Annotated in this window: 11 protein-coding genes; 5 read left to right on the top strand and 6 right to left on the bottom strand. The window is 65.5% G+C overall.

Annotated elements, in window-relative coordinates:
- Positions 1 to 9 precede the first annotated feature (9 nt).
- The 5 genes from nirD (at position 10) to M1D44_RS22490 (ending at position 6,574) form a co-directional block, all read left to right on the top strand.
- Positions 10 to 348, top strand: a complete 339-nt coding sequence (nirD, locus tag M1D44_RS22510; protein ID WP_024978563.1) for a nitrite reductase small subunit NirD — start codon at positions 10 to 12, stop codon at positions 346 to 348.
- A 106-nt stretch (positions 349 to 454) separates the two neighbouring features.
- Entirely contained in the window at positions 455 to 1,687 is a 1,233-nt protein-coding gene (locus M1D44_RS22505; protein ID WP_024978564.1) for an NAD(P)/FAD-dependent oxidoreductase, read from the top strand.
- A gap of 32 nt (positions 1,688 to 1,719) precedes the next feature.
- The gene (locus tag M1D44_RS22500; RefSeq protein WP_316683178.1) at positions 1,720 to 4,485 is read left to right on the top strand and encodes a molybdopterin-dependent oxidoreductase; all 2,766 of its coding nucleotides are present in this window, start codon (positions 1,720 to 1,722) and stop codon (positions 4,483 to 4,485) included.
- Between the two features lie 110 nt (positions 4,486 to 4,595).
- The gene (locus M1D44_RS22495; protein ID WP_316683177.1) at positions 4,596 to 5,210 is read left to right on the top strand and encodes a DUF2239 family protein; all 615 of its coding nucleotides are present in this window, start codon (positions 4,596 to 4,598) and stop codon (positions 5,208 to 5,210) included.
- On the top strand, positions 5,207 to 6,574 hold the full coding sequence (locus M1D44_RS22490; protein WP_024978567.1) for an MATE family efflux transporter: 1,368 nt from the start codon (positions 5,207 to 5,209) through the stop codon (positions 6,572 to 6,574). Before M1D44_RS22495 ends, M1D44_RS22490 begins: the two co-directional genes overlap by 4 nt.
- 52 nt (positions 6,575 to 6,626) lie before the next feature.
- Here the strand turns inward: M1D44_RS22490 and M1D44_RS22485 are convergent, their stop codons facing one another.
- The 6 genes from M1D44_RS22485 to M1D44_RS22460 form a co-directional block, all read right to left on the bottom strand.
- Entirely contained in the window at positions 6,627 to 8,273 is a 1,647-nt protein-coding gene (locus tag M1D44_RS22485) for a fatty acid--CoA ligase (RefSeq protein ID WP_024978568.1), read from the bottom strand.
- Positions 8,274 to 8,320: 47 nt separating this feature from the next.
- Positions 8,321 to 8,638, bottom strand: coding sequence for a Rieske (2Fe-2S) protein (locus M1D44_RS22480; protein ID WP_316683175.1), 318 nt, complete (start codon positions 8,636 to 8,638; stop codon positions 8,321 to 8,323).
- Positions 8,639 to 8,643: 5 nt separating this feature from the next.
- Entirely contained in the window at positions 8,644 to 9,369 is a 726-nt protein-coding gene (locus M1D44_RS22475; protein WP_316683174.1) for a DsbA family oxidoreductase, read from the bottom strand.
- Complete coding sequence (locus tag M1D44_RS22470) at positions 9,356 to 9,931, bottom strand: RBBP9/YdeN family alpha/beta hydrolase (protein WP_024978571.1); 576 nt, start codon at positions 9,929 to 9,931, stop codon at positions 9,356 to 9,358. Before M1D44_RS22470 ends, M1D44_RS22475 begins: the two co-directional genes overlap by 14 nt.
- 92 nt (positions 9,932 to 10,023) lie before the next feature.
- On the bottom strand, positions 10,024 to 11,157 hold the full coding sequence (locus M1D44_RS22465) for a porin (RefSeq protein ID WP_112188219.1): 1,134 nt from the start codon (positions 11,155 to 11,157) through the stop codon (positions 10,024 to 10,026).
- Positions 11,158 to 11,214: 57 nt separating this feature from the next.
- Entirely contained in the window at positions 11,215 to 12,063 is an 849-nt protein-coding gene (locus M1D44_RS22460; RefSeq protein ID WP_024978573.1) for a TauD/TfdA dioxygenase family protein, read from the bottom strand.
- Position 12,064: the final 1 nt, after the last annotated feature.

Raw genomic sequence — 12,064 nt, 5'->3', positions numbered from 1 at the left:
GAGGACGTCATGCAAGCATCCCGTTGGACCCCGATCTGTGCCCTGGACGACATCGTTCCCAACACCGGCGTTTGCGCGCTGGTGGAAGGCGACCAGGTTGCCGTGTTCCGTGTGGGCGGCAACACGCCGCAAAGCGTGTACGCCATCGGCAACTACGATCCGAACTCCGATGCCGCAGTGCTCTCGCGCGGGCTGGTCGGCAACCTGGGCGAGCGCATTGTCGTCGCCTCGCCCATCTACAAGCAGCATTTCGACCTGACCACCGGCGAGTGCCTGGAAGCGCCGGCCAACTCCGTGCATGCCTACGCGACCAAGGTGGAAGACGGCAAGGTCTGGGTAGCGGCATGAGCCGTAAGCGGCTGCCCTGTGCAGTGGGCAGACACACGGCGGCGCATGCCGATGGCCGCCGGCACTGAGTGAATCAAATGACCGACAACCTTCAGGAGAGGGCAGCATGAACGCCAAGACCGTACGCCCCAAGCTGGTCGTCATCGGCAACGGCATGGCCGGCATGCGCACGGTCGAAGAGTTGCTCAAGCTGGCGCCGGACCTGTACGACGTGACCGTGTTCGGCGAAGAGCCGCACGGCAACTACAACCGCATCCTGCTCTCGCCTGTGCTGGCGGGTGAGAAGCAGGTTGACGACATCATGCTCAACACGCGTGAGTGGTACGACGAGAACCACATCACGCTGCATGCGGGCGACCCGGTGGTCGCTATCGACCGCCCCCGCCGCACGCTGCGCTCGCGCGACGGCGTGGAGGTGCGCTACGACCGCCTGCTGATCGCCACCGGCTCGCGGCCGTTCATCCTGCCGGTGCCGGGGCACCTGCTGCCGGGCGTGATCGCCTTCCGCGACATTCAAGACGTGGAGACGATGCTGGAGGCGGCCCGCAATCACCGGCACGCGGTCGTCATCGGAGGTGGCCTGCTTGGGCTGGAAGCTGCCAACGGCCTGATGCGCCAGGGCATGGACGTGACCGTGGTGCACCTGCCCGACAGCCTGATGGAGCGCCAGCTCGACAAGCCGGCCGCCAAGCTGTTGCAGAAGGCGCTGGAGGCCAAGGGCCTGCGCTTCCTGCTGGGCGCGCACACGGCGGAGCTGCTTGGCACCGACCGCGTGACCACCGTCCGCTTCAAGGACGGCACTGAGATTCCCGCCGACCTCGTCGTCATGACTGCCGGCGTACGGCCGAACATTGAGCTTGCCAAGGCCGCCGGCCTGCATTGCGAACGCGCCATCATCGTCGACGACACGCTGCAGACCTACGACCCGCGCATCTACGCTGTGGGCGAATGCGTGCAGCACCGCAGCGCAACGTTCGGTCTCGTTGCACCGATCTGGGACCAGGCCCGTGTGTGTGCCGCGCACCTGGCTGGCGCCGGACACCGCCGCTATATCCAGCAGGCCACGGCGACCAAGCTGAAGGTCACGGGCGTGGACTTGTATTCCGCTGGCGATTTCATCGGCGGCGACGGCACCGAAGACATCGTGTTGCGCGACCCGCGCCGCGGCGTCTACAAGCGCCTTGTGCTGAAGGAAGACCGCATCGTCGGCGCGGTACTGTACGGCGATGTGGCCGATGGCCCCTGGTACTTCGACATGATCCAGCGCCAGACCCCCATCACACCGATTCGCCAGCGCCTGTTGTTTGGCCGCGCGCTGTGCGAAGCAGAAGCCGCCTGATCTCTGATCTGCCTGACACCCAAGGCCATCTCATGACGATGACGACCATCCCCATCCACCCGGCAGTCGATACCGCCGCCAACACGGTGCGCACCACCTGCCCGTACTGCGGCGTGGGCTGCGGCGTGCTCGCGACCCCGCAGGCGGATGGCAGTGTCGGCATTCAAGGCGATCCCACGCATCCGTCCAACGCCGGGCGCCTGTGCGTGAAAGGCTCGGCGCTGGGCGAGACCGTCAGCCTGGACGGGCGGCTGCTATACCCGGCCATGCGCCATCGCTCGCATGATGTGGATGCTGCGCAGCTCACCAAGCCGGCGCCATTGCAACGCGTCTCGTGGGACACCGCGCTCGATGCCGTGGCGCAAGGTTTTCGCCGCATCGCTGAAGAGCACGGCCCGGATTCCGTGGCGCTCTACGTCTCCGGTCAGTTGCTGACCGAGGACTACTACGTCGCCAACAAGCTGATGAAGGGCTTTATCGGCACGGCCAACATCGATACCAACTCGCGGCTGTGCATGTCGTCGGCCGTGGCCGGGCACAAGCGCGCGTTTGGCGAAGACCTCGTGCCGGTCTGCTACGACGATCTGGAAACGGCGGACCTCGTCGTGCTGGTGGGCTCCAACACGGCGTGGTGCCACCCGATCCTGTTCCAGCGCATCGTGCGCGCCAAAGAAGCGCGGCCTGAGATGAAGGTAGTGGTGGTTGACCCGCGCCACACGGCCACGTGCGAGCTGGCCGATCTGCATCTGCCCATCAAGCCCGGCACCGATGTGTGGCTGTTCAATGGCCTGCTGTCGTTCCTCTCGCGGCGCGGTGTGGTGGACCGCAACTTCGTCACGCAGCACACCAACGGCCCGGACGCCGCCCTGGAAGCCGCCGGCACCGAGAGCCACGACATCGAAGCCGTTGCCAAGGCCTGCAAGCTCAAGCTCGACGATCTGCTGACGTTCTACAACTGGTTTGCCGAGACCGAGCGCACCATCACCGCGTTTTCGATGGGCGTCAACCAATCGACGGCGGGTACGGACAAGGTCAACAGCATCATCAACTGCCACCTGCTCACGGGCCGCATCGGCCGCGCAGGCATGGGGCCGTTTTCGATTACCGGCCAACCGAATGCGATGGGCGGGCGCGAAGTGGGCGGTCTTGCCAACATGTTGGCCGCGCACATGGAACTGAACGAGCCTTCGCATCGGGACCTCGTGCAGACGTTCTGGGGCGCACCGCGCATGGCCGACAAGGTGGGCCTCAAGGCGGTCGATCTGTTCAACGCCATTGAAGACGGGCGCATCAAGGCCGTGTGGATCATGGGGACCAACCCCGTGGTCAGCCTGCCCGATGCTGACCAGGCGCGCCGTGCGTTGGCCAAGTGCGAGCTCGTCGTTGCCTCCGACATCGTTGAAGCCACCGACACCACCGTTCTGGCCGACATCCTGCTGCCCGCGCTGGGCTGGGGCGAGAAAGACGGCACCGTGACGAATTCCGAGCGCCGCATCTCGCGCCAGCGGGCCTTTCTGCCCGCACCCGGCGAGGCACGCGCCGACTGGGACATCATCGCCGACGTTGCCCGCCGCATGGGTTACGACGGCTTCGACTTCAAGAGCCCCGGCGATGTGTTTGATGAACACGCACGCCTGTCCGCCTACGCCAACGATGCGAGCGGCACGCGTCGCGCCTTCCATCTGGGCGGCCTGACGGGGCTCGATACCGATGCATACAACGGCATGTCGCCGGTGCAATGGCCCATCGCAACGTCGGGCAACAGCGAAGCGCGCCTCTTCAGCGATGGCCGTTTCGCTCACCCCGATGGCCGCGCGCGTTTCGTGCCGACGCCTGCCCGTGCGCCCGCGCATGCGGCAGATGGCGAATATCCGCTCATCCTCAACACCGGCCGCGTGCGCGATCAATGGCACACCATGACGCGCACCGGCCGCGCGCCCAAGCTGGCGGACCACGTGCCCGAACCTTTTGTCGATCTGCACCCGCACGATGCGCTGTTGGCCGGCGTGCGCGAAGGCAACCTGGCGCGTGTGTCATCGCGCTGGGGCAGTGTGGTGGCACGCGTGCGCATGACGGGGGGCATCGCGCGCGGCAGCGTGTTCGTACCGATCCACTGGAACGGCCAGTTTGCTTCCGATGCGCGCGTGGGCGCGGTCGTCAATCCGGTGGTCGACCCGGTGTCGGGCGAGCCTGAGTTCAAGCACACGCCGGTGATGGTTGAGCCGTTCGATGTGGCGTGGCACGGCTTTGTCCTCTCGCGCCGCGCACTCGACACCGACGATGCAACCTGGTGGACGCGCATTCAAGGCAAGCAGTTCGTGCGCTATGAGCTCGCCGGCCGCCAGCATCTTGGCTCCGTACACGATTGGGCGCGCACGCTGCTGGGCGTGACCGACCCCCATGCCGATTGGCTTGAATACGAAGACACCACCGCACGTGTCTACCGCGCCGTGCACGTGGTGGATGACCGCATCGAAGCCTGCGTGTTTTTGTCACCGCGCCCGGACATGCCGTCGCGCAACTGGCTCGCGGGCCTGTTCGCGCAAGAGCGCCTGGAAGACGTCGATCGCGCGGGCGTGTTGCTCGGCCAGCCGATCGAAGCGGGCGTCGACGTGGGGCCAACCGTGTGCTCGTGCTTTGGCGTGGGTCGCAACACGATCTGCGATGCCATCCGCGCCAAGGGCCTGCAATCGACTGGCGAGATCACGGCCTGCCTGAAGGCGGGCGGCAATTGCGGGTCGTGCGTGCCGGAACTCAAACGGCTGCTGGTGGAGGCGCGCGTGCAGCAGGCGGCATGACCTCTGCGTCACGTTACGCGCTACACCGCTTTTATGCCCGGGTAATATTGACAATCAATTAAACCCGGGTAGAATCCGTTCCTGTTGAAACTTCAGCAGGAGCGTTTCTCATGGATGCCGCAGCAATCCACGCGTGCACGGCGTTTGCCGGCACCCAACGCCTGGCCGGCGGTCCCGTCCGCGATGTCGCACGCGCCGTCAAGGCGCACCTCGATGCGCACCCCGAATCGCAGGTGCTTGTGTTCGACAACACCAGTGCGCACCCTGTGGAGTTCGACTTGCGCGGCACGGTTGAAGACGTGCTTGCGCGCGTCGATCGCGCCGCCCCATCTGCCGCTGAACCCGCCGAATCCGAAAGCCGCCCGCGTGGCCCTGGCCGCCCCAAGCTGGGCGTGATTGCCCGCGAGGTGACCTTGCTGCCGCGCCACTGGGACTGGCTGGCCGCGCAGCCGGGCGGGGCGTCGGTTACGCTGCGCAAGCTGGTGGAAGACGCCCGCCGCGCCGCGGAAGGCGCAGACCGCCGTCGCGTTGCGCAAGAGGCGGCGTACCGCTTCATGTCTGCCATGGCCGGCAACGCCGCGGGCTTTGAAGACGCCACGCGCGCCTTGTTTGCCGCAGATGCCATGGCGTTCCAATCCCTGACCCAATCCTGGCCCGCCGACGTGCGCGACTTTGCGCGCGAACTGGCGAGCCGGGCATTCCATCCTCAACAGGAGGCTGCATGACAGCGCCTGCTGCTCGCCCGTTGTGGCGAACATTCATTGCATTCCTCGGCCCGCTGATCCTGGCCAACATCCTGCAATCGTTGTCGGGCACGCTCAACAACGTCTATGTCGGACACATGCTGGGCGTGAAGGCGCTTGCTGCGGTGTCGGCATTCTTCCCGATCCTGTTTTTCTTCATCGCCTTCATCATCGGGCTGGGGTCGGGGGCGGCCGTGTTGATCGGGCAAGCCTGGGGCGCCAAGAAGCCCGAGGCGGTCAAGACCGTTGCAGGGACCACGCTGTCGGTGGGCTTCATCGTCGGGCTGGCTGTGGCGCTGCTGGGCGGCCCGTTTGCAAACGCGCTGCTGGGTTGGCTCGGTACGCCGGCCGACATCCTGCAAGACGCCACGCTCTACGCCAGCGTCATGCTCTATGCCATGCCAGGGCTGTTCGTCTACCTGCTTGCCACAGCGATGATGCGCGGCGTGGGCGACACGCGCACGCCGCTGCGCACCCTGGCGCTGTCGACGTCGATCGGGCTGGTGCTGACACCGACCTTCATTCGCGGCTGGTTCGGCTTGCCGCAACTGGGTGTGGCAAGCGGCGCCGTGGCCACCATCATCTCGTTCACGGTGGCGCTGGTGTGGCTCGCCTTCTTCCTGCGCCGGCGCAATCATCCGCTCGCGCCGGATGCCGTGTTGGCGCGGCACCTGTGGGTCGATTTTGGGGTGCTCAAAACCGTGCTGAAGATCGGCGTGCCGACGGGCGTGCAGCTTGTGGTGATCTCGATTGCCGAGCTGGCGCTGCTGTCATTCGTCAACGGCTTCGGCTCCGACGCGACGGCCGCTTACGGCGCCGGCACGCAGATCATCAGCTACGTGCAGTTTCCCGCCATGTCGATTGCGATTACGGCGTCCATCCTCGGGGCGCAGGCCATCGGCTCGGGCAATACGGAGCGGCTTGACGCCATCACGCGCACCGGGCTGTGGCTCAACGTGGCCATTACCGGCGTGCTGGTGGTGATGGCGTTGCTGTTCTCGCGCGCTGTCATCGGCTGGTTCACCACGAACACGGAAGTGATGAGCCTTGCCCAGAGCCTGCTGCATATCTCGCTGTGGAGCTCGGTCATCTTTGGCATGGCGAGCGTCTTCTCGGGCGTGATGCGCTCAAGCGGCACGGTGATGGCGCCCACGGCCATTTCCATCCTGGCCATTGCGGCGGTGGAAGTGCCGGTGGCCTGGGTGTTGAGCCGACACATCGGCACCGACGGCATCTGGGCTGCATACCCGGCCACCTTTCTTGCCATGTTCGTGATGCAGGGGCTGTATTACGCGCTCGTGTGGCGCCGCCGCGCGCAGCGGTTCGGCATCCGCCGCATGGTTTGACGACACTGCCGCCGGCTGCCACAGGTGCGGCCGGCGGTGGAGCGCGTGTGGGTTACGCCGCGTTCTCTCGCAGGGCCTTCTTGTTGATCTTGCCGACGCTCGTCTTCGGAATCTCCGCCACGAAGGCGATACGGTCCAGTTCCGGCACGGCGTATTTGCTGATGCGCTTGGCTTCAGCGTGTGCCAGCAGGCAATCGCGGATGGCCTCAGCCTTCAGGCGTGCCCCCGGCTTGCCGACGACAAACGCCATCGGCCGTTCGCCCCACTTCGCGTCGCGCACACCAATTACTGCGCTCTCTTGCACGCCCGGCACCTGGGCAATCAGGCTTTCCACTTCAATGGAAGACACCCACTCGCCGCCGGTCTTGATCACGTCCTTGATGCGGTCGACGATCTGCACAAAGCCATCGGGCGTCATGACGGCAATGTCCTGCGTGTGCAGGTAGCCACCGGCCCACAGCTCTTCTGATGCTGCCGGCTTGTTGAAGTAGCCCTGCGTGAGGTACGGCGTACGCAGCACGATCTCGCCTTGATGCTTGCCGTCGTGCGGTACATCGCGCAGATGCTCGTCGACGATGCGCAACTCGGCCAGCGGCACCGGGCGCCCCGTCGCGCAGCGCATGCGGATCTCTTCCTGCCGGTCTGCGGGCTTGCGGCCCGGCGGCAGTTGCGCCAGCGCAACCACGGGGCCGGTTTCCGACATGCCATAACCCGCAAATACGTCAATGCCGCGATCAAGCGCTGACTCGCAGAGCGCCGGAGATAACGCCGAGCCGCCAATAAGGACCTTCCACCCCGACAGATCGTGCATGCCGCCTTCCGCCGCCTGCAGCAGCATCTGCAGCAGCGTCGGCACGCAATGCGAGAAGGTGACCCGCTCCGTCTCGTGCAGCTTGAGGAGAAGATCGGCCGCGTAGCGCCCCGGCAGGACGATCTTCAAGCCCAGCATGACGGCGATGTACGGCATGCCCCAAGCCAGGACGTGGAACATCGGTGTGATGGGCATGTACACGTCTTCGCGGTGCAGGCGCTGGCCATCGCGCGGTGCGCACAACGTCGTGGCAGTCGCCATGGTGTGCAGCACGATGTCGCGGTGGCTGTAGCTCACGCCCTTCGGGTCACCGGTCGTGCCGGTCGTGTAGAAGGTTGCGGCGCGCGTGCGTTCGTCGAAGTCGGCAAATGCAAAATCGGGCGAGGCGTGGGCGAGCAGCGCCTCGTACTCGCCCGCCACAGGCAGCGTGGTGTGCGGCATGGGCGCGTTGTCGGCCAGCACCACAACGTGGCGCACGTTCGTCAGTCCGTCCCAGATCTCTTCGAGCAGCGGCACGAAGTCGGCGTGTACCAGCACGACCTCGGCCTGTGCATCGTTGAGCGTGTAGAGAATCTGCTGGGCAGAGAGCCGCACGTTCACGGTGAACAGCGTTGCGCCCATCATCGGCACGCCAAAGTAGCACTCGAGGTAGCGGTGGCTGTCCCAGTCCATGACGGCCACGGTCGAGCCATGTTGGACCGCCAGCGTGCTCAGTGCCGACGCGAGCCGGCCGATGTGTTCCCGAAACGTGCGATAGCTGTAGCGCAGCGCACCGCGATAGGTGATTTCCTGTTCGCCGTAGAGACATTGCGCATTGGTCAGCAAGTGCTTGACGAGCAGCGGATACGTGTACGCCGAAGGTGTTGGGGTGATGAGGTTCGCATGCATGTTGAGTGGTCTGGGTCGGTGTGCAGGTTCGTATCGCGCGTGGCGAATCAACTGGCGTCTTCGAGCTGGATGACGACGTGGCCGTCGGTCTCCTGAACGAGGTAGGTTTTCAGGCACAAGCCGCCGGACCCGGGCGTGCAGCCGGTGGCGAGATCGAAGCGCAGGCCATGCGCCGGACACTGCAATACGTTGCCGGCAAGACGGCCCGAGGCCAGCGATGCGCCGTTGTGCGGGCAACTGTTGTCGATGGCGTGAAGCCGGCCTTCAACGTTGAACAGGACGACGCTGCGGCCGTTGACGAAGACGAGCTTGCGTTCTCCGGCGCCCAGCTCGCCGGACGAAGCCACGGTGACATTGCACGCCATGGTGTTCACTGCGCTTCCTCTTGCGATTGCAGTGGCGATAGCGACAGCGACAGCGCGTTCTGCATGGCGCGCACCAGCGTGCTTGCCGGATGCGCACCCGAGATCGCCACGTTCGAGTTGAAGATGAAATACGGCACTCCTGACACGGTCACGCTGCGGCCCACTGGTTTGCAAACGCTGGGCGCGCACACTGCGGGCGCCATGGCCGTGGCAAGGTTGTGCTCGAACTCCAGGCGCTGCAGCACGTCTTCGTTGCCGATGTCAGCACCTTCCAAAAAATAGGCGCTGAAGATGTGTTCGATGAGCTGAGCTGGCTGTCCGCCCGCGTCGACCCGGCGATATTTCCGAACCACACCGTGCGCGCGCTCGGTATTGGGCAGGACATTGATGCGTGTGAAATCGAAGTCGATGCCGGCGACTTGCCCGGCGCGCTGCACCTGAGCACGCCGCATCGATACGGCAGTGGGGCTGCCGAGGCGGCTGAGGTAAAACGCCTGGTACGGCAGGCCTTCGGCCGGGGTGTCCGGCAGCAGCGGATACGGGCGCCACCGCACCTTGGTCTTCACCTCCGGATGCAGCATCGCGAACGTGCGCAGCGCGCTGGCCAGATGGCGCGTACCGATCCAGCACCACGGACAGATGAAGTCGAAGAAAACATCGACGGTGAGCTTGGTGCGTGGGTGGATTGCGCCGCGCGGACTTGCCTGCATGGACCGGTCAATCGAGTTCATGGATCAGGGCTTCCGCCATGGGCCACGGGCCGAAGCCGGCGGCGGGATTCAGATGACCGACGTCCCCCAGATCGACCAGACGGCTGCCCCAGTCGGCCGCCATGCCGGCCACGCGCTCGAACGATGCCAGCGGATCGTTCCGACTGGCGGCGACGACGCTTGGAAACGGCAGCGGACGCCGGGGGCAGGGCAGCCAGCCATTTTTCTGCAGCACGTCCTGCGTGGGATAGCCCGACGGCAACTGCGTGTCGAGATCGGCCGGGGTGGCCAGCAGGGCGCCGTGGATCTTGCGCGCGTGCCGCTTGGCCCAATGCACGGTGATCATCACGCCTGCGCTATGCGCCACCAGGATCACCGGCCCTTCGATTGCGCTGACGGCCTTGTCCAAGGCCACTACCCTTGCCGCGCAGCTCAACTTGTCGGCTTCCAGCGGCGGGACTGACGCAGCCTTGTGGCCTGCAGCCCGGAGTTTGGCTTCGAGCAACGTCTGCCAGTGTTCGGCCACGTGGTCGCGCAGGCCGGGCACCATGAGGATGGTGGGAGAAGGGTTGGACAACGTCATGATGAAACGCCATGAAGAAAAAACGAGGAGGTCACCCTCCTCGAATGCCGACCGGGGAGACGGCGGAGTCCGCCTCCCGTGGTGTGGGCCGCTCAGAATTTGTGGCGAATACCGACGGCCGCGCCGAGCATGCTGGTCTTGCCGGTAGCCAGGCCGTAGCCGGTGGCGTTGAGGTCCACCGTGGCCTGGTCGAGCGCCAGGCCCGCGTTGCGCGCATAGGCCGTGGTCAGATACAGATCGGTGCGCTTGGAAAGGGTGTAGTCGGCAATGAACGCGACCTGCCACGGGTTGGCTTGCGTGGACGGCGCGCTGTTGATGGTCTTGATCTTCTGGTACGAGTATTCGAGCGAGAGCATCACGGCGTTCGTCGCCTGATAGTTCACGCCGGCCCAGAAGTAGTCGTCGCGCAGCGCCACACTGCCGTTGGCGTTCTTGTTCTGGCCCCAGCGGTAGCCGCCCATGACCTTGAGCACATCGCCAACGAGGTAGCTGCCCGCCAGCGCCGCCTTGCGCACGGTGCCGGAGCTGAACGCGCCACCGCCCAGCGGGGTGCTGGGGTTGTACTGGTCATACACGAGCGTGGCACCCAGCGGGCCAGCCGAGTACGCCACCCCCGCGCCGTAGCCGCTGTCGCGCCGGGCTTGGCCGGGCACCTCGCCGTTGCCGCCGCCGGTTGGGTTGGCGCTCGGGGCGCCGGTGCCGAATGACCAATGCGCCTGCGCAGTCACCGGGCCGAAGTTGCCCGTGTACATGGCGGTGTTGTCGGACCGGAAATTCACGCCGGTCTGCACTGCCGCCGGTTCGTACTGCGTGGAATACGCCATCGGCTCGAAGTTGGCCAGCAACTGGAAGAGCGTCGTGTACTGGCGGCCGAAAGTAAATTGCCCGATCGTGCTGCTCTTGAGCCCAACGTAGGCCTGGCGCCCGAACAGCCGGCCCCCTTGTTGCGATTGGCCCGTGTCGCTTGCAAATCCGCTTTCGAGCACGAACAGCGCACTCAGGCCGCCGCCAAGATCCTCCACCCCGCGCAGGCCCCAGCGCGAGCCCGACAGGCCGCCGCTTTGCATCGACACGCGGTGCCCCGAGCTGCCCGGCGTGGCACCCGCCAGGTTGGTCGCATATTCGATGTTGGTATCCACCACGCCATACAGCGTGACGCCGGATTGCGCGCAGGCCGCGCCGGCGCAGGCCAGCAGTGCAGCGGGGGCGATGTGCTTCGTCTTCATGTTGCAGGGTCTCCTCTTGGTGTTATCGCCGACGGGTCCGATGTGTCCCGACGATCGTTAGAACGGCTTGCCGCCGATGATGCCGGCGCGTTCCATCTTCCGATGGCACGGCACGTAATCCATGACCGCGTAGTGCTGCGTGGCGGTGTTGTCCCAGATGGCCACGCTGTTCGGCTTCCAGCGCCAGCGCACCTGGTATTCGGGAATGTAGGCCTGGCTGATCAGGTAGCGCAGCAGCTCAGATGCACCTACCGTGGCGTCCTGGCCGTAGCGCACGCGCGCAGGGGTGTGGTAGTTCGTGAAGTGCGTCGTGAAGCCATTGACGTACAGCACCTTCTCGTCGGTTTCGGGGTGCGTGCGCACCACGGGGTGTTCCGGATCGGGGTACTGCGCCTTGAGTGCAAGACGCTTTTCGATGGGCATGACGGCACCAAAGCTGGCCTCGATGCTGTGGCGTGCGCGCAGGCCGGCAATGTCGCGCTTGACGTCTTCCGGCAGCTTCTCGTACGCCAGCACCATGTTGGCCCACATCGTGTCGCCGCCAACGGGCGGGCATTCCACGCAGCGCAGCACGGCGCCAAACTGCGGCGCTTCGCGCCACGTGGTGTCGGCGTGCCAACAGTTCTCGTAGCGGTCGTTCGGGTGGTCGGGCGTCTTGTAGATGCGCACGAGGCCGGGGTGCTCCGGGTCGCTACCGGCCACGGGGTGGTCTTCCAGTTCGCCAAAGCGGCGGGCAAACGCCACATGCTGCGCACGGCTCAAGTCCTGATCGCGCAGGAAGATCACGCGGTGCTTGAGCAGCGCGGTGCGGATTTCGCTGAACAGGCCTTCGTCTTCGATCGCGTCACTCAGTTGTACGCCGGTCAGCTCGGCACCCAGGGCGTTGGTCAGTTGTTCGATGCGCATG

The organism is Ralstonia sp. SA306 (genome assembly GCF_054792405.1).
This window is presented reverse-complemented; position numbering and strand designations above follow the sequence as displayed.